18 protein-coding genes are annotated in these 23215 nt (G+C 54.7%); 8 read left to right on the top strand and 10 right to left on the bottom strand.

What is annotated here, in order from left to right; all coding sequences use genetic code 11:
• Positions 1 to 84: 84 nt before the first annotated feature.
• The 3 genes from E0L35_RS15760 to E0L35_RS15750 all read left to right on the top strand — a co-directional run bounded on the left by E0L35_RS15760 (position 85) and on the right by E0L35_RS15750 (position 2016).
• Positions 85 to 609 (top strand): DUF3455 domain-containing protein, encoded by a 525-nt coding sequence (locus tag E0L35_RS15760; RefSeq protein WP_138800819.1) that lies wholly within the window; start codon positions 85 to 87, stop codon positions 607 to 609.
• Positions 610 to 727: 118 nt separating this feature from the next.
• The gene (locus tag E0L35_RS15755; protein ID WP_249362153.1) at positions 728 to 1282 is read left to right on the top strand and encodes a sigma-70 family RNA polymerase sigma factor; all 555 of its coding nucleotides are present in this window, start codon (positions 728 to 730) and stop codon (positions 1280 to 1282) included.
• Positions 1279 to 2016: an anti-sigma factor gene (locus tag E0L35_RS15750; RefSeq protein WP_138800817.1), complete on the top strand. Its 738-nt coding sequence runs from the start codon at positions 1279 to 1281 to the stop codon at positions 2014 to 2016. Before E0L35_RS15755 ends, E0L35_RS15750 begins: the two co-directional genes overlap by 4 nt.
• Before the next feature lie 17 nt (positions 2017 to 2033).
• Here E0L35_RS15750 and trkA read toward each other — a convergent pair whose 3' ends face one another.
• From trkA to malE, 7 genes are all read right to left on the bottom strand, one after another.
• Entirely contained in the window at positions 2034 to 3407 is a 1374-nt protein-coding gene (gene trkA, locus E0L35_RS15745; RefSeq protein ID WP_022523027.1) for a Trk system potassium transporter TrkA, read from the bottom strand.
• The gene (locus E0L35_RS15740) at positions 3404 to 4126 is read right to left on the bottom strand and encodes a response regulator transcription factor (protein ID WP_022523028.1); all 723 of its coding nucleotides are present in this window, start codon (positions 4124 to 4126) and stop codon (positions 3404 to 3406) included. The genes trkA and E0L35_RS15740 overlap by 4 nt, the downstream gene beginning before the upstream one ends.
• A complete protein-coding gene (locus tag E0L35_RS15735; protein WP_171051170.1) occupies positions 4116 to 5261 on the bottom strand; it encodes an ATP-binding protein in 1146 nt (381 codons plus the stop codon). The genes E0L35_RS15740 and E0L35_RS15735 overlap by 11 nt, the downstream gene beginning before the upstream one ends.
• 40 nt (positions 5262 to 5301) lie before the next feature.
• On the bottom strand, positions 5302 to 6792 hold the full coding sequence (locus tag E0L35_RS15730; RefSeq protein WP_138800815.1) for a TrkH family potassium uptake protein: 1491 nt from the start codon (positions 6790 to 6792) through the stop codon (positions 5302 to 5304).
• A 142-nt stretch (positions 6793 to 6934) separates the two neighbouring features.
• A complete protein-coding gene (gene malG / locus E0L35_RS15725) occupies positions 6935 to 7825 on the bottom strand; it encodes a maltose ABC transporter permease MalG (RefSeq protein WP_022523031.1) in 891 nt (296 codons plus the stop codon).
• A 10-nt stretch (positions 7826 to 7835) separates the two neighbouring features.
• The gene (gene malF, locus E0L35_RS15720) at positions 7836 to 9407 is read right to left on the bottom strand and encodes a maltose ABC transporter permease MalF (RefSeq protein ID WP_138800814.1); all 1572 of its coding nucleotides are present in this window, start codon (positions 9405 to 9407) and stop codon (positions 7836 to 7838) included.
• A 74-nt stretch (positions 9408 to 9481) separates the two neighbouring features.
• On the bottom strand, positions 9482 to 10669 hold the full coding sequence (gene malE, locus E0L35_RS15715; protein ID WP_138800813.1) for a maltose/maltodextrin ABC transporter substrate-binding protein MalE: 1188 nt from the start codon (positions 10667 to 10669) through the stop codon (positions 9482 to 9484).
• A 291-nt stretch (positions 10670 to 10960) separates the two neighbouring features.
• On the opposite strand from malE, the gene zwf reads away from it, so the two are divergent.
• From zwf to E0L35_RS15690, 5 genes are all read left to right on the top strand, one after another.
• Positions 10961 to 12466: a glucose-6-phosphate dehydrogenase gene (zwf, locus tag E0L35_RS15710; protein WP_022523034.1), complete on the top strand. Its 1506-nt coding sequence runs from the start codon at positions 10961 to 10963 to the stop codon at positions 12464 to 12466.
• Between the two features lies 1 nt (position 12467).
• Positions 12468 to 13133, top strand: coding sequence for a 6-phosphogluconolactonase (gene pgl / locus E0L35_RS15705; protein ID WP_027957644.1), 666 nt, complete (start codon positions 12468 to 12470; stop codon positions 13131 to 13133).
• Between the two features lie 45 nt (positions 13134 to 13178).
• Positions 13179 to 13841: a bifunctional 4-hydroxy-2-oxoglutarate aldolase/2-dehydro-3-deoxy-phosphogluconate aldolase gene (locus tag E0L35_RS15700; protein ID WP_022523036.1), complete on the top strand. Its 663-nt coding sequence runs from the start codon at positions 13179 to 13181 to the stop codon at positions 13839 to 13841.
• 249 nt (positions 13842 to 14090) lie between these two features.
• A complete protein-coding gene (locus E0L35_RS15695; protein ID WP_009287074.1) occupies positions 14091 to 15686 on the top strand; it encodes a solute:sodium symporter family transporter in 1596 nt (531 codons plus the stop codon).
• A 305-nt stretch (positions 15687 to 15991) separates the two neighbouring features.
• Entirely contained in the window at positions 15992 to 20509 is a 4518-nt protein-coding gene (locus E0L35_RS15690; RefSeq protein WP_138800812.1) for a HEAT repeat domain-containing protein, read from the top strand.
• 164 nt (positions 20510 to 20673) lie between these two features.
• On the opposite strand, the gene E0L35_RS15685 is transcribed toward E0L35_RS15690, so the two are convergent.
• The 3 genes from E0L35_RS15685 to E0L35_RS15675 are packed head-to-tail and all read right to left on the bottom strand — an operon-like array spanning position 20674 to position 23212.
• Entirely contained in the window at positions 20674 to 21570 is an 897-nt protein-coding gene (locus E0L35_RS15685) for an SMP-30/gluconolactonase/LRE family protein (RefSeq protein WP_138800811.1), read from the bottom strand.
• A 15-nt stretch (positions 21571 to 21585) separates the two neighbouring features.
• Positions 21586 to 22206 (bottom strand): 2-dehydro-3-deoxy-6-phosphogalactonate aldolase, encoded by a 621-nt coding sequence (locus E0L35_RS15680; protein WP_258955969.1) that lies wholly within the window; start codon positions 22204 to 22206, stop codon positions 21586 to 21588.
• 7 nt (positions 22207 to 22213) lie between these two features.
• Positions 22214 to 23212 carry a 2-dehydro-3-deoxygalactonokinase gene (locus tag E0L35_RS15675; protein WP_138800810.1) on the bottom strand — a complete coding sequence of 333 codons (999 nt, stop codon included), beginning with the start codon at positions 23210 to 23212 and terminating at the stop codon, positions 22214 to 22216.
• Between the last annotated feature and the right edge of the window lie 3 nt (positions 23213 to 23215).

Genomic DNA, 23215 nt, shown 5'->3' with positions numbered 1-23215 from the left:
TGCATCCAATACGTCTCCTCGCGGGTAATCCCTATACAGGCGCTATTTAAGGCGGCTGATAAAAAACCTTTTAGGAGACTGAAAATGACCATCCAACCTCTTACGCGTGCAGCACTTGCCGCTACCTTGATTGTATCCTTCAGTCACGTCGCGCTGGCAGACATGACGCCCGCGGAAGTCCAGGTGCCGGACGGTAATACCGTCGCCCTCGAAACCGTTGGCGTTGGCGCTATTACCTACATGTGCGAAGCCAAAGACGACGGCAACATGGGCTGGGTATTCAAAGGCCCCCACGCTGCGCTTAATGACAGCGAAGGCACACAGGTAGGAAGCTACTATGGCCCGCCAGCCACCTGGGAAGCGTTGGATGGCTCAAAAATTACCGGCACTCAGCTAGCCACGGCTGCCAATGGTGATGGCAACATTCCACTTCAACTGGTGGAAGCCAACCCGGCTGAAGGCGAAGGCGCCATGAGCGGTGTTAGCTACATTCAGCGCCTGAACACCCAGGGTGGCGTTGCCCCGGACGTGGCCTGCGATATGGATCACGACGGAGCCACCGCGGTAGTGACCTACCAGGCGGACTATATCTTCTGGGCTGCTGAATAAGTCGACTGGAATGTTAATTCCGCTGGGGGCTCGTCTGTCGAGTCCCCAGCGGCTATGCTGTCTGCGAGAACGACGACTGGCGTCGGTGCCGTCACCAGGGAGCTAGGGTTTGACTGACGTGTCTTCAGAATTTGATCATGCTGCGGCATTAGCCAACTGTGCCCGTGGCGAGCATGACGCCTTGCAGCAACTCTATGTTCATGAAGGTGCCCGACTATTAGGCGTAGTCATAAGAATAGTCAAGGATCGTGGTATGGCCGAGGATATTGTCCACGATGCCTGCCTTAATATTTGGCAACGTGCCGATAGTTTTGATCCCGCCAAAGGATCCGCGCGGACGTGGATATTTAGCGTGGCGCGTCACCTGGCACTGAACGCCATCCGTTATCGCGACCGTGAAGTCACTTTTGATAATCACGATCCCACCGAATTAGATCTCGATGAACATTTTCAGCACGCCTCCGTTGCCGATGAAGCTTTCGATTGGCAAACCGGCCAGCGGATGGATAGCTGTTTGGAAGCGCTTGAACCGGAGCGGCGTAACTGCGTACTCCATGCCTATGTTGACGGCCTTAGTCATGCGGAAATTGCGGCGCATACCGGCGCGCCGCTGGGAACCGTAAAAGCCTGGATCAAACGCAGTTTGCTGCGCCTACGGGAGTGTATGGCATGAGCCGCCCCAGTCAGCACGAACACCAAGACGACCATACTTTAGCGGGTGAATACGTGCTGGGTACGCTTTCGTTAGAGCAGCGTAAGGCGCTCGAGGCCCGGCTACTTAACGAGCCTGAATTGCAACAAGCCGTGATGGCTTGGGAAGAGCGTTTCTTGCCCTATACCGCTATCACCGACCCGGTAACGCCTTCTGACAATTTATGGCCGCGTATTGAGCGCAGCTTAGCGTCACGGGAAGCGCTTGCTAAGCGTGCTCGACCTGCCTCTGTCGTGCCGCCAAGACCTCGCCGCATGCTGCACAGCCTGCCGCTTTGGCGCGGCGCTGCCGGGTTTGGCTTAGCGGCGGCGTTAGTATTGGGCGTGATGCTGGCCAATGAAGTAACTGAACCGACGACCCCCGAGTACATGGTGGTTCTGCTTGCTCCGCAAACGCAGTCAGCGGGTTGGGTAGTGCAGGCCTCATCGCGCCAGGAAATCGAGCTGATCCCATTGGGTACTTTCGAAGTACCTGAAGGTAAAGCGCTTGAGTTTTGGACCAAAGCAGATGAGTGGCAGGCCCCGGTATCGCTGGGTTTAGTGGAGCCAGGGCAGCCGATCCGTTTGCGCTTGGATGAACTGCCGCCTCTTGAGGATAACCAGCTATTTGAGCTAACGCTGGAAGACGAAACCGGCTCACCAACTGGCTTGCCCACCGGGCCGATTGAGTTTATTGGCCGCGCGGTCGAGATTTAGCCACTCAAAAGCGCCAGTTAAAAGAACGTCAAGCCGACCTGGAACAGGCGCTCCACGTCGCGAATGCGGCGCTTGTCGATCACGAATAGAATCACGTGGTCACCGCTCTCAACCATCACATCGCCGTGGGCGATGATGACTTCCTTGCCGCGCACAATCGCACCGATGGTGGTGCCGTCGGGCAGTGCGATATCGCGGATGGTACGGCCTACCACTTTTGATGACTGCTTGTCGCCGTGGGCGATGGCTTCAATGGCCTCGGCGGCGCCCCGGCGCAGCGAGTGGACGTTGACGATATCGCCCCGGCGCACGTGGGTCAGCAGGCTGCCAATGGTCGCCTGCTGGGGAGAAATAGCGATATCGATCTCGCCCCCCTGCACCAAGTCCACATAGGCGGCGTTGTTGATCAGCGTCAGCACCTTCTTCGCCCCCAAACGCTTGGCGAGTAGCGACGACATGATATTGACCTCGTCGTCGTTGGTCAGCGCGCAGAAGATATCGCACTCTTCGATATTCTCCTCTTCCAGCAAGCGCTTGCTGGTGGCACTGCCGTGGAGCACCACGGTGCGATCCAGTCGCTCGGAGAGGGTGGTGCAGCGCTCCAGGCTGTGCTCGATGATCTTGACCTGGTGGCTATGCTCCAAATGCTCCGCCAGCCGCTCGCCGATATTGCCACCCCCGGCGATCACGACCCGACGGAAGTCCCGCTCGACCCGGCGCAGCTCGCTCATCACTGCGCGAATATCCCGGCGGGCGGCGAGGAAGAACACCTCGTCGTCAGCCTCGATGACCGTATCGCCACGGGGGATAATTGGTCGGTTACGACGGTAAATGGCGGCTACGCGGGTATCCACGTTGGGCATATGGCGGCGCAAAAAGGCCAAGTCCTGACCCACCAGCGGGCCACCGTAGAACGCCTTCACCGCCACCAGCTGTACCAGGCCACCAGCAAACTCCAGCACCTGCAGGGCACCGGGATGCTCAATCAGGCGACGTACATGATCGGTGACCACCTGCTCGGGGCTGATCAGTACATCAATGGGGATCGCTTCGTGGGCAAAAAGGCCTTTACGGGTCAAATACGCGGTGGCGCGCACCCGGGCAATTTTGGTCGGGGTGCGAAACAGCGTATGGGCGACCTGGCAGGCGATCATATTGATCTCGTCGCTGTTGGTGACAGCGATCAACATATCGGCGTCTTCACAGCCTGCCTGGCGCAACACAATCGGGTAGGAACCTGCCCCGGTGACCGTGCGGATATCGATTTTGGTGTGCAGCTCGCGCAGTTTTTTGGCGTCAGTGTCAACGACGGTGATGTCGTTCTCCTCGCGGGCGAGGTGTTCTGCCAGTGTGCCGCCGACCTGGCCGGCGCCGAGAATAATAATTTTCATACGGTCTTGTCCTCACGGTCAGGCTCAAAAGAGAGTCGGTAACCAATGCCGGGTTCAGTTTGCAGAAGGGAGGGGGACTGGGGGTCATCACCTAGCTTTTGACGCAACTTGCTCACCACTATGCGCAAGTAATGCGTATCTTCCTGGTGAGTTGGGCCCCATACCTGTCGTAATAGCTGGGTCTGCGTGACCACTCGCCCAGCTGAAGCAATAAGCTGGGCCAGCACGGCGAACTCTTTAGGTGTTAGATGAACGGCCTCGCCGTGCAAGCTTACTTGGTGAGCGGCCAGGTCAACTATCAAACCGCCATGCTGGAAACGCTGAGCGCTTGGGCTGGCGCGCCGCCTTAATAGGGCTCGAATACGTGCCAACAGCTCTTGAATGCCGAAGGGTTTGGTAACGTAGTCGCTCGCCCCGTTATCCAGGGCGCGCACTTTTTCAGCCTCATGGCCGCGCACCGAAACAATGATCACGGGCACCTCGCTATGCTTGCGGATAGAATCGAGCACTTGCTGTCCATCCATGTCTGGCAGACCAAGATCCAGTAAAACGATGTCTGCATTAGCGGTGAGGGCATCAGCATTGAGTTTTTCCAACCCCTCGCGACCACTGGAGGCCTCAATCACCTGAAACCCTTGAGAAGTGAGGCTGATACGCAAAAAGTGACGAATGTGCGGCTCGTCATCAATGACTAATACGCGCGCTTGATCAGTGCTCATTCTCGGCGTCCTTGCTGGGTGCCGATAGGGGCAGCGTCATGGTAATCCTGGTGCCAACATTGTCAGGCCCAGGGCTTGCGTGGATTTGACCCGCGTGGGCGCCAAGCATTCCCCGACAAATCGCCAGCCCCAGGCCGCTACCGTGCAGGCTGCGATCGCCGTCGTTACCGGTGACAAACATATCGAACACGCGCTCGCGTAGTGCTTCGGGTATGCCAGGGCCTTGGTCGGTAACCGAAAACAATAAGATGGACGGGTCTCCAGCCCTTTTATCATCACGACATTGGGCTTCGATAGTGATATGGCCATTAGGTGGTGAGAAGCGCGCCGCATTTTCAAGCACGTTGACCAGCGCTTGCTCAATCAGGGCGGGGTGAACGTAAAGTAGTGGTAGCTCTTTTGACCAGTGCTGCTCGACTTGGAAACCTTCAAGGGCACTGCCCAGTCGCTTCCGCGCTGAAGCGACTAAATCATCAAACGCCACCCAATCGCGCTCGATTTTCATATCGCCATGCCCTAGTCGGGTCATGTCCAACAAATTCTGTATATAGCGGTTAAGGCGTTCACTTTCGCTTAATACGCCATCTAGTAACGCAAAGCGATCCTGTTGACTGAGCTGTGCATCAAGAGTGCGAAGCGAGCTGGCCGCGCCAATAATCGACGCTAGCGGAGTGCGCAGGTCGTGGGAAACCGACGATAGCAGCGCTGAACGCAACCTCTCCTGCTCTTCAGCCAAGCGAGCGGCGCTAAGCTCCAGCAGGCGCTGGCGGCTGTCTCCGGCGAGCTTGCCGACTACCAGTGCGACTAATAGAAAGAACAGCAGCGTTAGCAGTTGCTCTTGCTCTTCCACCGCTAACGAAAAGTGCGGAATGGTGAAGCAAAAATTAAACGTCAGAAACCCCAGTACGGCACATAGCAGAGCTGCGTAGCTTCCTGCTAACACCGCACTGGCGAGAACCGCGGTAAGAAAAATCAGCGAAAGATTAGCCAAGGCTAGCCAGGTATATAGCCCCCAGGCGATTAGCAGAGCAATTAGCGTGCTCGCCAGTGCAATCAGGATTTCTGACGGCATTGGCAAGCGCAACTGGTTCGCAATCTGCCCAAAGGGTTTGAACATCGGTTTTCTAAACGTCATGACACGATTGTCCTTCACGAACGTCCTTCAAGATATCCGGCTAGCGTCGCCAGAACATTGGAGTCAGCAACACCACAACGGTGAGTATTTCTAATCGCCCCATCAGCATGCCAATACATAGCAGCCATTTCGCTGCGTCGGGGAGGGGGGCAAAATTACCTGCGGGGCCGATGATATCGCCTAGCCCAGGGCCCACATTGGTGACTGCGGTGGCAGCACCGGAAAGAGCGGTGACTAAATCCAACCCCAGGGCAGAGAGGCTCAACGCCAGTGCCGCTATGGTGATAAAAAAGAAGAACGAGAAGGCCACTACGCTGCGCGAGATATCACTGGTGACCGGCTGATGGTTATAGCGAGTGGTAAACACACCATTGGCATGGATGAGGTAACGCAACTGGTTAAGCAGCATTAAAGAAGCAATCTGAAACCGGAAGATTTTCATTCCGCCGCTAGTAGAGCCGCTGCAGCCGCCCACAAAGGTCAGGTAGAAAAAAGCGACCACCGACAGCGCCCCCCACTGGCTGTAATCATCCGATGCATAGCCGGTGGTGGTTACCACTGAAATAATGTTAAAGGTAACGTGGGTGAGCGATTCAAACCAGTTGTCGCCCTGGGTGATGCGCCAGACACTGAGTAGCAAAATCGCGGCCATCAAGAGCTTTAACAGCCCAAGTACCTGCTGATCATTCCATAGGGCACTGCGCGACCCGCGTATAAAACGGATATACAGTACAAAGGGAAGCGCACCGCTCAGCATGAAAAAACTGGCCATCCACAGCAGCCATGGCTGTTCGCTATAGGCGCCGAAGGAAGCGTCGGAATTGGCAAAGCCGCCGGTAGAAAGCGACGTCATACCATGTACGGTGGCGTCTAAGAGCGTCATCCCGCCGAACCAATAACTACCAATCGCGACCAGGGTTAGGCTGACATAGATCGTTAGCGTCGCTTTGGCAATACCGCCAGTGCGTGGCATCACTTTATCCGACCAGTCGGACGACTCGGTGTGAAACAACCGCATACCACCTACTTTAAGAAACGGCAAAATCGCAATACCCATGACGATAATGCCGATGCCGCCCATCCATTGCATGAGCCCTCGCCATAGCTTCAATCCATCGGAAAAGTGCTCAATACCGACCAGAACCGTGGATCCCGTCGTAGTTATCGCTGATACCGATTCAAACACCGCATTGGTGAAGGTTAACTGTGGGGCGCCCAGCACCAGCGGCAGGCTGGCAAAACCGCTAATGGTGACCCAACTGGCGGCGGTAAGAATAAACATCTGCCATGGCTTCAACTCTAAGGCTGTGCGGTAGGTGAGCAACCAAGTAAGTGCTGCGGCGCCAAGTACAATCAGAATGGAAACACCGAAGGCGGGTGCATCAGGGTCTCTCTCAATTAGCAGTACGACGAAAGGCACCATCATGAACAGCGCTAGCACAACCCAGAGAATCGAGATGATTTTAAAAACAGGTGCCCAGTGCCGATACGCATTCCTGCTACGGTAAAACCATGGTGTGAATGGAGTCATATGCCCAGCTCGCCGTTTAGTATTCTTAATATTTGCTATGACACCATGACCTTCCATAAAAAGTCTGTAAAAAAACAAAAAAACCCAGCACTCTGCTGGGTTTGGGCAAGCTAGTTAAACACCTTCGTGAGTTTTAATATTTTTAACCTTTAACACCCCCAGCTGTTAATCCACCAATAATCCAACGCTGGCAGATCAGAAAGGCCACGGTGATTGGCAGCCCCGAGAGCACGGCAGCGGCGGCGAAGTCGCCCCAGCGCTGATTATGGTCGGCCAGGTACTGCTGGGCGCCCACCGCCAGGGTGAGCTTATGCTCATCCACTAGCAGCACCGACGCCATGGGGTACTCCATGATGCTCATCACAAACGCCAGGATGAACACCACCATCAGAATCGGCACCGACAGCGGCAGCAGGATGTAGCGAAACGCCTGCCAAGTGCTTGCCCCGTCCACCATGGCGGCTTCTTCGAGCGACCCGTCGATGGATTCGAAGTAGCCCTTGATCGTCCATATATGCAGCGCCACTGCGCCCAGGGAAGCGACAATCAGCGCGCCGTGGGTGTTTATCCCCAGCCAGCCGACGAACTGACCCAGCCGGTCGAACAGCGCGTAGAGTGCCACCAGCGACAATACTGCTGGGAACATTTGGAAAATCAGCATGCCTTTCAATAGCGGCTCCTTGCCCTTAAAGCGCATGCGGGCAAAGGCGTAGGCACTGGTGGTGGCAAGCATCAAAATCAGCAACGAGGACACCACGGCGACTTTGATCGAGTTCCATAGCCACAGCAGCACGGGGAAGGGCGGCTGGATCACGCTGCCGTCGGCGCGCTCCCAGGGAATACCCAAGGCCAGCGACCAGTGTTCAAGAGAGAAGCGCTCGGGGATCAAGCTCCCCGAGGCAAAGTTGCCCTCGCGAAACGAGATTGAAATCACCAACAGCAGCGGAAACACGATCAGTGACACAAAGCCGATCAGCGCCAAATGCGCGCCCCATCGCCTTGCGCGAATGGAGCGGGGTTGAACCATCGCCATCGTAAACCTCCTAAACTTTAACCTTGGAAAGCCGCAAATTAACCACCGACATGCCCACCACCAGCAGGAAGATCAGCGTAGCAATGGCTGCCGCCAGACCGAAGTTCTGACCGGCATCCTGGAAGGCGATGCGGTAGGTATAGCTCACCAGCAGGTCGGTGGTGCCCGCGGGCGTGCTGGCACCCAGAATGTCTGGGCTGCCCCCAGTGAGCAGCGCAATCAGTACGAAGTTATTGAAGTTGAATGCAAAGGCGGCGATTAACAGCGGCGTGAGTGGCTTGATGATCAGTGGCAGAGTGATCTTCATCAGGTTAGTGATCGGCCCGCCGCCGTCTACCGCCGAGGCCTCGTACAGATCGCCGGGGATCGACTGAATCAGCCCCATGCACAGCAGCAGCATGTAGGGGTAACCCAGCCAGGTATTGACGATCAGCAGCATGGTTCGGGCTAGCCAGGGGTCGGTAAACCACTCCGGCGAAATGCCGAACAGTGCCTCCAGAATCATGTTCACCTCACCAAAATGCTGATTGAACATGCCTTTGAAAATCAGAATCGAAATAAACGCTGGAACCGCGTAGGGCAGTATCAGCAGCGTCCGATAGACCGCCTTGCCCTTGAGCTGATCCCACTGCAGCAGCGAGGCGAGGACAAACCCCACGGCCAGGGTGAACAGTACGGTGAGCCCGGCAAACACGAAGGTCCAGACAAAAATCTGCATAAACGGCCCGCGTATATCCGGGTCGGTGAAAATCTTGGTGTAGTTGGTGAAGCCCACGTTCACCGGCCACCCGGGGGTGATGCGTTCTCCGTTTTCGGTGACGAAAAAGCCGATACCGTTGTCCGGCGTCAGCACCTGATCCTCTTGCCGATCATAGAGGCTGCCGTTGTCACGCATCTCATAGCGGTCGATCATTGGCGCGAACTGGCGCAGACCCGCCATACGCAGCTCGGTGCCCCCGGGCGTTTGCAGGCGCAGCGCCTGGAGGGCGTCGCGGGCCTGGATGGCTGCGCGCATGGGAAGCGGCTCACCTTCGGGCGGGGTGTCTACGGCTTGGGTTGGAACGCGACGAACTTCGCTGTTAGTTAGGTTGAGCGCGGCGGATAGTAGCCGGTCGTTGTCGCCCGCAGGAGCGTCGCTTTCCAGGTAAAGGCGCACCAGCTCGCCTTCCTGGAAAAGCGAATAGGAAAAGGCAGCGCCTTCTGCCTGGTAGGTTTGATTGGTCAGTTGTGCGCGTACACGTTCCTGGCTAAGCAGATTGTCCGAGCTGTAGTTGCTGAAGCTGATGCCAACGGTATACACCAGCGGAAAAATGACAAACACGCCAAGACCGGCCACGGCAGGGAAAATATACCGGTGGCTCATCAGCGAACGTCGGCTGAACACCACGCCCAGCGACGTGCCAAGCACCAAAAAAAGCAGCGCAAATACCCACTGGCCGTGCATGTAAAAGGCCATCACCAGCCAAAGCAGGGCCAGCACCATCAGCCCAATCAAGCTGCGCATTGCCCAGCGGGAATAGCGTTCGGCCAGATGGCGAGAGCGGTGGCGGGGCAAGCCCCGCGAAGCATTCGTGGTAAACATGAAAGATGTCCTGCGAAACTGCCCAGCCTTGCCAACGGAGTGCCATGGCCGGGCAGTGAAGGAAAGGCGAGTGGCTACTGACGCATACGCCGCGCGGCGGCATCCAGCGCTTCCTGGGGTGATTGACGCCCGCTGCCGATGTTTTGCAGCGCGGGCTCCATGGCTGCCCAAAAGGCGCCCATTTCGGGAATGTTCGGCATCGGCATGCCAACTTCGGCGTTTTCAAGCGTGGCGGCAATATTGGGGTTGTCGGCCAGTTCCGCTTGATAGTCGATGTGGGCCACGGCCCCCAGCGACCCATCGCTGTTGAAGGTGCGCATACCCTCCTCGCTGAGCAGGTAGTTTTCCAGGAACTCGACGGCCAGAAAATCATTGGGCGACGCGGAGTTGATCATTGCCGTCATAACGCCAAACATGGGCTTGGCACGTTCGTCGCCCACCTTGGGCAGCAAGGCGACGCCGTAATCAATGCCACTGCGTTCAAGGTTTGGCCAGGCCCAGGGGCCGCTGATCATGGTCGCTACTTCGCCCTTGTTAAAGCGGTTATCCATGATGCTGTAGTCGGTTCCCCGCGGTATCACGTCGCTTTCGATCAGCTCGACTAGCAGTTCTGCACCTTGCACGGCGCCTTCGTTGTTAACGCCAATATCGGTAACGTCGTAGCCTGCGTCGGTTCGTTTAAACGGGTAGCCACCGTTAGCGGCTAGCAGTGTCCAACCGTAGTAGGGTTCGCTGTAGTCGAACAGGATGGCTTTTTTACCCTCTTGGGAAAGCGTCTTGTCCAGCTGCATTAGCTCGGCAAAGCTCTCCGGTGGGGTGTCCACCAGGGCCTTATTATAAATAAGACCTAGTGATTCCACTGAAATGGGGTAGCCGTAGGTTTCGCCATTCCATAAGGCGGCTTCCCAAGTGAAGTCGTAAAAAGACTCGCGGAAGCTGTCACTAGGCGCTACCTGTTTTAGTAAGCCACTTTGTGCCCACTCGCCCATCCGGTCGTGGGCCCAGATCACGATGTCCGGCCCTTGGCCACTGCCCGCCGCCTGTTGAAAACGGTCGGTCAGGTTATCCGGAAAGACCACCTCAACTTCTATGCCCGTCTCTTCAAGAAACTGCTCAGCCAGCAGCTGAATGCCTTGCTGGCCTTTGTTGTCGCCCATCCAGATCGTTAGGCGGTCATCTTCGAACGCGAAGGCTGGCAGGGTAGCGCTGGCAGCCAAAGTGGCTGTGAGTAGCGGTCTGATAAAATAGCGTAGCGTTGCCATCGAGTAATAACCTCATTGTTGTTGTGGTCATTTATTTATCAACTTCCGCAGAGTGGCCAATTATGCGCAAGGTCACCTCCTCCTTAGGGGGCGTAGCAGTGGCGTATATCAAGGGCGTAGAGTAAAAGTGGAAGGAGAAGGATTGATATGAAGTGCTGAGTGCGTTGATAGAGCAGAAACCGTGGTTATTTTGTAGTAAAATTACACGAATTATTGCGTATAATGCCCCCTTTACGGTAGATTTTAGGTAATCTAACTACATTAGATGCCTAATTATAAACAGGAGTGACGATGAGCCAGTCCACTGCTTCCCAAGGTGCACCGCTGGGCGATCCGAATCACGCTATTGATTTAGCGCTGTTTGGAGCGCTGGGTGATCTTGCCATGCGCAAGCTATTTCCTGCCTTATACCATCTTGATCGCGAAGGCTTGATGCCTGAAAGCACGCGCATTATGGGGCTGGCTCGCCATGAGCACGACGCTGCATCGTTCCGAAAAATGGTTAACGACGCGTTGCAGAAACGGCTGAAAAGCAGCGAGCAGGATAAGCAGAGCCTCGAGCGTTTTCTCGCCCGCCTAGATTATTTAAAACTCGATTTTTCCAGCGTTGAAGGTTACGACGCCATTCGCCAGTGGCGAAAGGGCTCACCGCGCCCAATGGTGGTCTATCTTTCCGTTGGAGCACCTATTTATGGCGATATCTGCCGTCACCTGCAGGCCAGTAAAAGCCTGGATGATGAGTCCCGCGTGGTGGTTGAGAAACCCATCGGTTACGACCTGCACTCCTCGGTCGAAATTAACGACGCAATTGGTGAAGTGTTCCCCGAGTCGCGGATTTACCGCATCGACCACTATTTGGGTAAAGAGACCGTACAGAACCTGATCGCACTGCGTTTTGCCAACCCGCTGTTTGGCACCCAGTGGAACCAGAACAATATCTCTCATGTGGAAATTACCGTTGCCGAAAAGGTAGGTATCGAAGGGCGCTGGGGCTATTTCGATGAGGCGGGTCAGCTACGCGATATGGTGCAAAACCACCTGCTGCAGCTGCTGTGCTTAATCGCCATGGATCCGCCCTCTAACCTGGATGCCGATGCCATTCGCGATGAAAAGGTCAAGGTGCTTAAAGCACTTAAACCGTTTGTGGGCGAGGCGCTTGGTCGCGATGTAGTACGAGGTCAATATATCGCGGGCACTAGCGATGGCCAGTCGGTGCCGGGTTACCTGGAAGAAGAGGGCGCCAACACCCAGAGCCAGACCGAAACCTTTGTGGCCATGAAAACTGAAGTGGCTAACTGGCGCTGGGCAGGTGTGCCGTTCTACTTGCGCACCGGTAAACGGATGCCGGAGAAGCTCTCGCAGATCGTTATTCACTTCCGTCAGCAGCCCCACTATATCTTCGACCCGGATCAGCGCGGCATCGCCTCTAATAAGTTGATTATTCGCCTGCAGCCGGAGGAGGGTATTGCCCTGCAAGTATTGACCAAAGATAGCGGTTTGGATAAAGGCATGCGCCTGCGCCCGGGTCCGCTGCATTTGGACTTCAACAGCGCATTTCCCAAATCGCGGATACCCGATGCTTACGAACGCCTGCTGCTCGAAGTCATGAAAGGCCAGCAGTACCTGTTCGTGCGTCGCGATGAAATTGAACACGCCTGGCGTTGGTGCGACCAGCTCATCGATGGCTGGAAAAAACGCGACATGCCGCCGCGTCGTTATCCCGCAGGCTCTTGGGGGCCAGTCGCTTCCATCGCCATGATTACCCAGGATGGCCGCAGCTGGTACGAGGATTATTAATATGAGTCAAGCACGCCAACAGTTGGCCGAGCAGCTTGCCGAAGCCGTGTTTCAGGGTCTGCAAGACGATTTAAACCACCAGGAGCGTGTCCTGCTGGTGGTTTCTGGTGGCTCTACGCCAGTGCCTTTTTTTAAGGCGCTGGCGGCCAAATCGCTGCCCTGGGAGCGGGTAGATGTAACGCTGGCCGATGAGCGTTGGGTAGACGAGCAGAGCAGCGATAGCAACGCCAAGCTGGTGCGTGAGCATCTGCTCCAGGGCGAGGCATCGGCGGCCACTTTTATACCGTTAACTTGCAGCGCGGCTACACCTGAAGAGGGCGTCGATGAAGTTGCCAAGCAAGCAGAAACGCTAGCGTGGCCTGCCAGCGTGGTGATTCTAGGCATGGGCGGTGATGGTCATACGGCGTCACTGTTTCCCGACAGCCCTGAATTGACCCTGGCACTTGCCACGGAGGAGCTGTTAGTGGCGGTCAGAACGCCTAGTCAGCCGCAACCCCGGATTACTTTTTCGGCCGATCGCCTGCATCAGGCACGGCGGCATATTCTGCATATCACCGGCGATGATAAACGCGCCGTATTGGCCAAGGCACTAAGTGGCGACGATGTTCGTCAACTGCCTATTCGTGCCTTTTTAACCTGCCCACTGGCCATTTATTGGGCGCCTTGAGCGCTAACTGCCTTAGCCAATAATAAGTTGCTTGGAGACTCACTAATGACTATCGACAAACAGTTACCTTCTACACGCACTGCAGAGCTGGATAGCATCTGCTTGAAAGCCGAGGTGATTCCGGTCATCACTATCGAGCGTTTGGAAGATGCGGTACCGCTAGGCCGCGCCCTGGTAGAGGGTGGCTTAACCGTATTGGAAATTACCCTGCGCACTGACTGCGCGCTTGAAGCAGTGAAGCGTATGCGTGAAGCGTTGCCCGGTGCCAGCATTGGCGTGGGCACGGTGCTGACGCCCGCCCAGTACCGCCAGGCCGAGCAGGTTGGCGCTGACTTTGTAGTAACGCCAGGCGCCACGGAAGCCCTCTATCGTTACGGCGTTGAAAGCCCGGTGCCCATGCTGCCGGGGGTCTCGACAGTTTCTGAACTAATGACCGGCTGGCAGTACGGTTACCGTCGGTTCAAGTTCTTCCCGGCGGAATCCAGCGGTGGAGCCAAAGCCATCAAAGCGTTTGGCGCGCCGATTCCTGAAGCCCGCTTCTGTCCCACTGGCGGTATCACCGTCGACAACGCCGATGATTATCTATCGCTGCCCAATGTGATGTGCGTAGGTGGCTCCTGGCTAACACCCAAAGCAATGGTGGAAGCGGAAGATTGGGATGGCATCCGTGAGCTGGCCCGCCAGTCCGCGGAGCGCTTTCATCACTAAATAGGCATCCACTAGCAACCCGTCGCGGGCCGCATAAATGCATACCCTAGTTATGGTTTTAACCATTGCTAGGGTTTTTTTATAGTGAAGTTTTGTCATTCGCGTATCGTAACCGCCTGCGTACGACCAAAGACGTATAACGGGCTATATTCAGCTCAATTAAAATGACGGCAAGATTTGTCTGACATTTCGCTATTCGCGCATACATAAAGGTGCGTGCCACTTACAATGATGATGAGGTGAGTCAAAATGCACGCGTTGACCTTGGCGTCCTTCCTGTTTTTTACAGGGCTTGTCGCCTTTATCACTTGGCGGATCACCCGCCGAGATGACCACTCAAGCACCAGCGGCTACTTTCTTGCCGGACGTACGCTAACCTTCCCGCTGATTGCCGGCTCTCTATTGATGACCAACCTCTCCACCGAGCAAATGGTGGGGCTCAATGGGGCGGCCTTTTCTGATGGTTTAAGCGTAATGGCCTGGGAAGTGGTCGCGGTTATCGCCCTAGTGGCGTTGGCGCTATTCTTCCTTCCGCGGTTTTTGAAAAGTGGTATTGCCACGCTGCCGCAGCTTCTCGAAATTCGTTTCGATAAAACGACTCAGCTAATCACCAATATCATCTTCTTGATTGCTTACGCGGTGATTCTGCTACCGATCATTCTCTATTCAGGTGCCATCGGCCTGCAGGGCATGCTCGATCTACAGGGATTAACCGGCATTGAGTCTTCGACGACGCTGCTTTGGCTAACGGTGTGGATCGTCGGTATTATCGGTTCCGTGTATGCCCTGTTTGGTGGCCTGCGCACGGTTGCAGTATCCGACACGCTCAACGGTGTTGGCCTCCTGATCGGCGGTTTCGTGATCGTCTATTTCGGCCTGCAGGCCGTGAGTGACGGCAGCGGCATCATGGAGGGTTGGAACATCCTCAAAGAGAGCGACCCGGATAAGCTGAATTCGATTGGTGGTGCTGATCAGCAGGTGCCGTTCTTTACCCTGTTTACCGGCGTTTTCCTGATTAACCTGTTCTACTGGAGCACCAACCAGCAGATTATTCAGCGTACCTTTGCAGCCAAAAACCTTGCCGAAGGTCAGAAGGGCGTGCTGCTGACCGGTCTCTTCAAGCTGCTGGGACCGCTCTACCTAGTACTGCCTGGCATCATTGCTTATCACCTTTATGCCGATCAGGGCGTGCGTGCCGATGAAGCCTACGGTCATTTGGTTTTTAACGTACTGCCGCCGTACCTCACCGGGTTTTTCGCTGCGGTGATGGTCGGTGCGATCCTGTCGTCGTTTAACTCAGCGCTTAACAGCACTACCACGATTTTCAGCCTGGGCATCTATAAAGGTGTGCTGAATAAAGAGGCCACGGAAGAGCAGGTGGTTAAGTCGGGTAAAGTGTTTGGCTGGATCATGGCCATTCTCACCATGATCATTGCGCCACTGCTGGCAGGTCAGGAGAGCCTGTTTGGCTACCTGCAGAAGATGAACGCGATTTACTTTATTCCGATTCTTGCCGTGGTGCTGGTCGGGCTGCTAACCAAACGTGTTCCGCCAATGGCGGCCAAAATCGCCCTGATCGGCGGCTGCTTATTGATCGCCGCCGGTTACTTTGTGCCACCGTTTACATTGCTGCCGCAGATCATGCACGAGTTCCACTTCGTGGCGCTGGTCTTTGTATTACTGGTGGCGGTGATGCTGATTATCGGCAAGGTGCGCCCAAGGGAAACCGACTGGATTCAGGAGCACAGCGGCGATGTGGATCTAACACCCTGGAAAGGGGCGGTACCCGCCGGTATCGTTTTGGTCGTGTTAGTGATCGTTATGTATATTAGCTTTGCGGGTTAAACGGCTTTCTGAAGCATTTAGCTTGTGTAGCACCTAATTAGTTTGACATCTATGTCATATTTGAACGCCCGCTGCATTGCAGCGGGCGTTCTGTATTTCAGGAGGTAGGTTCGGTTATAGCTTTTGATTGATTCGTTGATCATGTCGCGTGCTTGGTTCAGTATTTTGAGATTCACTGACTTTTCTTAGCCATAATGGACACTAATTTAAGAGTTTAAAAATCATTTAACCGGTGCGTTGCTTGTTTGATCCGGCTGTACCAGCTTTAAAGGCACTTGCCTTAGCCGATAATTGAGGACGAGAGAATGACACAAGCTGGCGGGCCAGCAGCGATAAATGGCTTTCTTTACCAGATTCTTCATCACTTAGGATGGATTACGGAAGTCTCGCTCTCCGGCACTATAGATGGGGCGCTGATCGATGATGCACTTCTGGTTCTTGAGCCGCGCAATGGTGGTGACGCAAGAGCTGAGGCGGCTGGCGTATATCTCGTTGAGCAGTACAAGTCACGTAAAAATGGCACATGGTCCGTCAAGGATATCGTCTCTGTTCTTGCTGATCTGCGAAAGGCAATCCCATCCCAGTATCCAGCTTATGCACGTTATCGATTTGTCACTGATGGTCAGGAAGGCCGTTTAGAGCCTTTAAAACTGTTTCTCATTGATGTTGAGTCAGCAGTGGCACCTGATGATCTAGATCGGTTGATAAAAAGGAAATTCAGCTCTGGGCTAATCTGTACAAATAGCGAATTCTTCGACCATATTGTTATGGCTAGCCGCGCACTTAGAAAACTGCGGGAGGACGATGAGCGGATACAAGTATTTCATCTACTTCAGCACCTGCAGCTAGAGTTTGAATCGGATGGCACTAAACAGGCTTATGCTGTAGATAAATTGCTACGCCGCTATGCCCCTAATCTGGGAGATGAAAGAGGTATACGAGAACGGCTTGTAGGTATTCTTGTTGAGAAATTAAGTCAGGGAGAAGCAAAGCTTGATCGCCAAGAGATAAACGAAATGTTTCGCGAAGTAGGGCTCAATCCCGATAGGATTGTTCGTCTTGAGCAACTAGCTGAAACGATGGGTGAGCGGACGCGACGTCGTCTCGAACGTTTGGGTTATCGCTCTGAGCAGGACGTACGGGGTCCACCGGATTGGCCAGATGGCAAGCCCGTTCTGCTTATTGCTGGTAAAAGCGGTATGGGAAAGACCTGGCAACTAGGTCGTCTTCTGGAGACATTAGCGCAGAGTAGGGAGATAGCCACACTGGTTCTTTTTAATAGCGTGCCGGAAACAGTGCTTAGCGAGGCCGCCCGGGACATTTGGCAAACCGGTCTCGGCGAATCATCTGAGAAACAACTTGTTGGTGTTGAGCGGCACCTTCGTGAACTTATGCCTAACGCTGGGGGGTGTAAAGTCACAATCGCCGTTGACGATATTCAGGACGTGGATGTTGCTCGCGCTCTCATTCGACAGGATTGGGCTGAGTGGGGCATGCGTCTTACCATGACCGTATCGAGTAACCTGGCTCACGCGCTAAATTCAACTGACAGCGAGCGTATTCATCTGCATGAAGTCGGTGATTTCTCGATCAATGAGCTTGATTGTCTCTTGAAGCAGAGTGGTAAAAGATGGACTGAACTTCCGCCCGACCTTAAGAAGCTTCTGCGCGTTCCCATTTTGGCTGGCCTTTTTCTCAACCTGCCTTATAGCTCTATACAGCGTGCTCCTCGAAGCGAGTATGAAATCTTCGAATCTTTTTGGACGCGTATTGCTTCAAGGGGATTCCGCCATGACGCGGGCATTTTGCTCGCGCTCGCTGCTTTATACGTCGGAGGAGAGACTTATCCGCTTCCCCGGCAGAGATGGAACGAAATTGGTCTGAACGATGAGAGTCGCGCCCGATTGGAAGCGGCTGGATGGCTTCGAACCACTGAATATGGCGAGGTTGCATTTGCGCATGACCGTCTGCTGAATTGGGCTGTCGCTCAAGAGTTTGTCCGCCAATATCAGGACAATCAACTGAGCGAGGAAAAGCTTGGCGAAATTTTTTCAGGTGGTAGTAATGAAAACCAGTCACGGTGGCGTCGCCTCGGGTATGTGCCGATGGATACAATCTGGTTGCTCGGGGAAAGCAATCAATACGCCAAACCGTTGGGCGCGACCATCGCGCAAATGGAACAAAGCCGTGAGTTCGGAAGCTATGGAGGAGAGCTCTACACAAATCTACTGCCGACATTAGGTCAGCGTGCGGTTTCGATTCTTCTCTCTCGTTTGAATTCTGTAGTTTCTGACAATGTTAGAGATAGGGATTACCGCATAGGATTAATTGGCCAGTCTTTTGCTATTCTGTCTCGACAAGATCATATCGATCTATCAGAGGTGATCGCATTACTGCTTAGATCAAATTCATGGAGTTACCAAAGAGTAGCGATAGAGGTGCTAACAAAGGTGCCGGTTGCTGCATGGCTCGACAGGCTTTGGGAAATTCACCAAAAGTGCGTCATTGCGCTGGAAGAAAGCAAAAATAGCGAAGGCTATAAGGCCAGTATGGGCGCTCTGCGTTCCGGTGTGGCCCTTAACCCAGAATGGTTGCGGCTACGTATTCTTTCTGTCGATCCCTTCAAGGAGTCAGTATGGGATTTAGGGTATCTGTTAAATAGTCTTGAGCATCCTGATGCACTGGCTATTTGGAAAGAAACAAGGGATCGATTAATTGAGAAGATGCCTGCCAGTAAGCCGCGAAGCCTACTTTATTGCATCGCACGATTTAGCGATCGAGAAAAAATTGATTTCGTTATAAAGCATCTGTCACAAAGGCAAGATTTCGCCAGTGGAGCAGCGCTCAATGCGCTTTCCGCTCTCGATCCAAGCGCCGCAATTGATCGGCTTGAGGAGGTTGGTGAAGCAGAGCGTTACTTCACTCGAAATCAATGGCTCCCTGGCTTGCTTCACGCTGAGCCGGAATTAACGCGGCACCGCTTGCTCGCGCTAGCTAAAGCACAGCCGAAAGGCCGCCACATTATTGAAATACTTTTCGGTGAGCGGCCGAATGAAATCAACGAAGAAATGCTGCGGTTTGTGCTGCGCACCCTTGAGCAAGACTTGCTGGAAGATATCGATGCGGTCACCGTGGGAGATCTGCGCAGGCTTGATCGAGCGCTAAGTTTTTTGGGGGGTATTACGCGCCCTGATCTTCTTTCCATCATAATGGCAGAGGCAGGTGGTGAACTGGAGCAGGTGATTACTACTATTGCCTGTAGCCGTCAGCGGGTTAATAGCAGATCTACGGATCATATTCTTGAGAGCGCACGCCGTATCTTGATTCTGATCAGTGGTGAAGGAATTACGACTTTGCTCAGAACGGAGCTAGAGTCTGAGCACTACTGGGTGCGCCATGGCGGGTTGAAGTGGGCGTTTGTTCGCCTAGACGATGGGATTATCGAGCGGTTGGCCGCCATCGCCCGCAAACCTATTCCACGTAACGCCTCCGGAAACTTAGAATCGCAGCCTTATCAGGAGTTCTACCAAGCGGTGTGCGGGCTAGCGGCACTTGGCGCAGATTCCATCCTGGTCGATACTCTTATCAAAAGCGGAGTGCCAAAAATTCCGAGCGAGCTTGCCAGCCTTAGGGCTCATCAAGGGCCTATGTTGAATGTAATCGTAGAGAGGATTGTCATTACTCTGGCGAATGAGACGGCAGGAGAGGAAGAGCTTTGCGTTGCTCTTGCTATTGCTTGGTTAAGTGGCAATGTCGATCTTATAACCGCCGTTCGCCAAGTGCTGAGTAAGGTTGATCCAGTCAGCAGCATGGCAAGCTATGCCTGCATCACGCTGAATGAGCTTGGTGACCGGTCTGAGGAGTTCGCCCAGCTCGCATATCAGGTCGCCCAAACAAAAGAGAATGTGCAGTGGGGACTCAATGGGTTAGCTAGCCTTGGCGGTCACGGATCTGGTTTGCTTCTGGAGTGGCTGCAAAATTTGAGCATGGATTTATGGGGCCGCTATGAGGTTTTCGTTATCCGTATTCTATATAGGCGTTTGGAGACAAGAGATCGAGCCATAGCCGCGGCAGTAGTAGCCTGCGATCGGGTTAGCTATTTCGATGAGACTCCCTATGACATTGCAGCTGAAGCCAATGATCCGGGGCTGCGGGATAAAATTCTAGAAAAGGCGTTTTCCGAAGCCTCTTTTGTAGTAACAGAGCCACTAAACGCTATCGAAGGCCTGGCCAAATTTAATATGGCGAGCGCTGTTGATGCAATTGAGTTGGCTTTCCAAACCCACCCAAAGATTGAGCGAGAGTTGGCGAGGCTACTCGTTCGCCTCGCACCAGATGTAGCGGCCGAGAAGCTGATTGATGCGGCTGTTATGATTGAGCGGGATTCGATTAGGAGTGCCGTCGGACGAGCTCTGCGACAGCTCGATCCTGCAACAATTGCCCCGCTATTTGCCGAGCGCGTAAAGGGTGCAGATTCCGAGAGAAAGGTCATCGCTGAATTAGCTGCTTGGTTGCCAGTTCCTCAAATTAATAGCGTTCTCGTCGGACTTGCTAACCATGATAGCGCTAGCGAAGTTAGGCATTCGGCTCTGCAGGCGCTCGAATACCATCGTAAGGAAGCAGGCCTAAGAGCGCTGCTAGAGGCCTTTACAACTGCAGGTTATAACAAGCGATGGAGTATTCTCACGGCCATCCTGAATGGTGCTGATGCTCATGTGTTAATGGACAGTAATGACCCGCTTTGGTTAGGTCATATCCTGACGGACGAACTCCCATTTATATTTGAACATCATGCTAATAATGTGCTGAAGCAAAGAATATAGCGTGGCAAGCAGCTTCAATGAAGAAGACCCATATCTTTTAAGTGGCTGTTCAGATTGATCGCGTAATTAGATCCGTAACGACCGAGTAGGTGATCGATTGCGAGTCAAAAAAGAGATACGCACTCAATAGTAGCCCTGCGACTGCAGGGCTTTCTCATATCTGGTTATATCAAGCGTAGCGGCGGTTCGGCTAATCCTTTAATGCCGGTTTCGACCACATAGAGCGAGCCTGCGGTGGGCTCTTGGGCCAGCTGCTCAGCACTGAATCCCTCTTGCGCCGTGGTGATATACAGCGTTTTCAGATCAGGGCCGGCAAATGCCGGGCAGGAGGGTTGGCTGACCGGCAGCTCGACGCGGCCTATTATTTCACCGTTAGGATCCAGGCGAACGACCTGCCCAGCCCCCCATAGCGCTAGCCATAGGCAGCCTTCGCTATCCATTACCGCGCCATCGGGATTACCTTGGCTGGAGAAAAAGTCCGCCCAAGGCTGCGGCTCGCCTTGCGGCCAGCCGTCGCTATCCAGCGCCCAGCGCATCACTACACCCGTCACGGTGTCGGTAAACCAAGCGAATTCGCCATCTGCGGAGAAGCAGATGGCATTGGGAATCGTTAGGCCTGAACGCAGCCGCGAGAGCTCACCGCGATGCAGGCGGTAAAGGCTTCCAGCGCCTCTTTCAGCGCTTTTACCCATGCTGGAAAGCCACAGGCTGCCGTGGCGATCAATGCGGGCGTCATTACTGCGGGTGATGGGGTTATCGGCCTCGAAATCACTCAGCTTTTCGATACTGCCGCTGCTTGGGTCGAAGCGGCTTAAACGGTCTTCACCGACTAACAACAGGCCACCTTCAGCAAGGGGCGCTGCCAGAGACACCCGATGATCGAGCTGATAGTGGCCGCTTTCCCCGGTGGCGGGGGATAGCCAGTGCAGCTGTTTTTCCAGAATGTCGCACCAATAAAGGCGCTGATTTTTGGCGTCCCACTGCGGGCCTTCACCCAGTGAGCAGCGGCAATCGACAGCTAACTCGGCCTGCCACGTTGAAACACTCATATCGGTATTCATTATTGTTGGTTCTCCTTATTGTTCTCCCGCTAACCAGGCATCGACGAGGGCTTGAGCCTGTTTCCCCACCTGAGAGGCGCTTTGGCCAGGTTTGTATAATGCGCTACCCAGACCTGCACCATCGACACCCGCTGCGCGCCATTCGGCGAAATTATCGACTCCAGCGCCGCCGACGGCATACAAAAGCGTGCCTGCCGGAAGCACGGCGCGTACTGCTTTCATTCCTTCTAATCCTACCTGCACTGCGGGGAAGAGTTTAAGCCCGGTGGCGCCTGCATCCAGCGCATCGAAGGCCTCAGAAGGCGTCACAATACCCGGCCAGCTGGCCATGCCGAGCTTATGGGTTTCTTCAATCACCGCTGGCCGACAGTTGGGAGAAACGATTAAGCGCCCACCAGCAGCGTGAACTTCACGCACCTGAGCCGGAGTGAGCACCGTACCCGCACCAATGACCGCACGCTCACCAAATGCGTCGACCAAGCGGCGAATGCTCTCCAGCGGGTTGGGTGAGTTAAGCGGTACCTCAATCTGGGTGATACCCGCGGCCAGCACCGCTTCCGCGACATCCACGGCCTCATCAGGCGTTACACCGCGTAAAATTCCAATCAGTGGCAGCGACATAGCCAATTTCTCCATGCTTAATTTATTTTAACGCGCGATGGGCGAGGCGCAGGCCTGCTAAGACGGCGGTGTCGCCATCCACATGTTGTGTCTGATAGCCGATCGCATTGAGTGCCAACGTGTAGCGCTGACTAAGCGCTTGGTTGCCAATCAGCATGATTGGCTTATCGCTGGGGCACTCACGGCAGGCGCCAGCAAGCTCAAGGCCAATGGCGAGCCCAGAGAGCCTGGCCGCAAGAACGGCCCCACGCGTGTCGCCAGCAGGTAGCCGGCCATCGAGTAAATCTTGCGCGCGCAGCCCGAACAGGCGGCTACTAAAGGTTTCGGGGGCTTGATGAATCTCGCTGACGGCCGAAATAAAAGCCTCACGGCAAGCTGCATCGTTAAGATCATCCCTTGCCGCTGAAGGTGATAAAACGGAATGCTTCAGCACCGACTGGTTGGCGAGCAGTTGGTAAAGCTCGCCGGTCAGGTAGGTCGAAAACCCGCTCACTGCGCCCGCCTCCAGGGTTGCCCATTTGGCGTGAGTGCCGGGCAGGCAGGCGAGGCCAGTAAAATCTGGCGAATCAGCGACGAGCCCTGCCAACTGAGTCTCTTCACCGCGCATCACATCAAAGTGAGTCGCGGTACCGCGGGTTTGGCTTAAACCAGGCAGCAGGTAAACACCTAGCTGGTCACCCGTAAGCGTTGGCGTCACTGCGCCTTGGCTAAGCTGGTCAAGCCGCGTGGGTACCGGTAAATAGGCGGCTTCCAACCATCCCTGGCGAGCGCCTGCCATACCGCACACCATCGCCTTAGTCGTGCCGGTGGCGGGTAGCCAATCGCCCACCAGTCGCAGCAGCTCGGCCTCGTACTCGTCGGCCTTCAGCGCCAGCATGCCTTTGTCGCTACTGGCTTGGGCAATCACTTGGTCGTGCTGATCCAGCCCCCAGGCACGCAGATTGCTGGAGCCCCAGTCCACGGCAATCCAGGTCAGCTGATGTGCTATTTCAGGCGTTTCACTCATCACGGTTGATCCCATGGT

This window comes from Halomonas sp. ATBC28, assembly GCF_005937175.1.
GTDB classification, from domain to species: Bacteria; Pseudomonadota; Gammaproteobacteria; order Pseudomonadales; family Halomonadaceae; genus Vreelandella; species Vreelandella titanicae.
The sequence above is the reverse complement of the archived record's forward strand: the minus strand, read 5'-3'. Positions and strand labels throughout refer to the sequence as shown.

Bases quoted from the DNA above. Each gene is read 5' to 3' on its own strand.
- E0L35_RS15760 (WP_138800819.1), top strand. From the start codon at position 85: ATGACCATCCAACCTCTTACGCGTGCAGCACTTGCCGCTACCTTGATT.
- E0L35_RS15750 (WP_138800817.1), top strand. From the start codon at position 1,279: ATGAGCCGCCCCAGTCAGCACGAACACCAAGACGACCATACTTTAGCG.
- trkA (WP_022523027.1), bottom strand. From the start codon at position 3,407: ATGAAAATTATTATTCTCGGCGCCGGCCAGGTCGGCGGCACACTGGCA.
- E0L35_RS15740 (WP_022523028.1), bottom strand. From the start codon at position 4,126: ATGAGCACTGATCAAGCGCGCGTATTAGTCATTGATGACGAGCCGCAC.
- E0L35_RS15735 (WP_171051170.1), bottom strand. From the start codon at position 5,261: ATGACGTTTAGAAAACCGATGTTCAAACCCTTTGGGCAGATTGCGAAC.
- E0L35_RS15730 (WP_138800815.1), bottom strand. From the start codon at position 6,792: ATGACTCCATTCACACCATGGTTTTACCGTAGCAGGAATGCGTATCGG.
- malG (WP_022523031.1), bottom strand. From the start codon at position 7,825: ATGGCGATGGTTCAACCCCGCTCCATTCGCGCAAGGCGATGGGGCGCG.
- malF (WP_138800814.1), bottom strand. From the start codon at position 9,407: ATGTTTACCACGAATGCTTCGCGGGGCTTGCCCCGCCACCGCTCTCGC.
- malE (WP_138800813.1), bottom strand. From the start codon at position 10,669: ATGGCAACGCTACGCTATTTTATCAGACCGCTACTCACAGCCACTTTG.
- zwf (WP_022523034.1), top strand. From the start codon at position 10,961: ATGAGCCAGTCCACTGCTTCCCAAGGTGCACCGCTGGGCGATCCGAAT.
- pgl (WP_027957644.1), top strand. From the start codon at position 12,468: ATGAGTCAAGCACGCCAACAGTTGGCCGAGCAGCTTGCCGAAGCCGTG.
- E0L35_RS15700 (WP_022523036.1), top strand. From the start codon at position 13,179: ATGACTATCGACAAACAGTTACCTTCTACACGCACTGCAGAGCTGGAT.
- E0L35_RS15695 (WP_009287074.1), top strand. From the start codon at position 14,091: ATGCACGCGTTGACCTTGGCGTCCTTCCTGTTTTTTACAGGGCTTGTC.
- E0L35_RS15690 (WP_138800812.1), top strand. From the start codon at position 15,992: ATGACACAAGCTGGCGGGCCAGCAGCGATAAATGGCTTTCTTTACCAG.
- E0L35_RS15685 (WP_138800811.1), bottom strand. From the start codon at position 21,570: ATGAATACCGATATGAGTGTTTCAACGTGGCAGGCCGAGTTAGCTGTC.
- E0L35_RS15680 (WP_258955969.1), bottom strand. From the start codon at position 22,206: ATGGAGAAATTGGCTATGTCGCTGCCACTGATTGGAATTTTACGCGGT.
- E0L35_RS15675 (WP_138800810.1), bottom strand. From the start codon at position 23,212: ATGGGATCAACCGTGATGAGTGAAACGCCTGAAATAGCACATCAGCTG.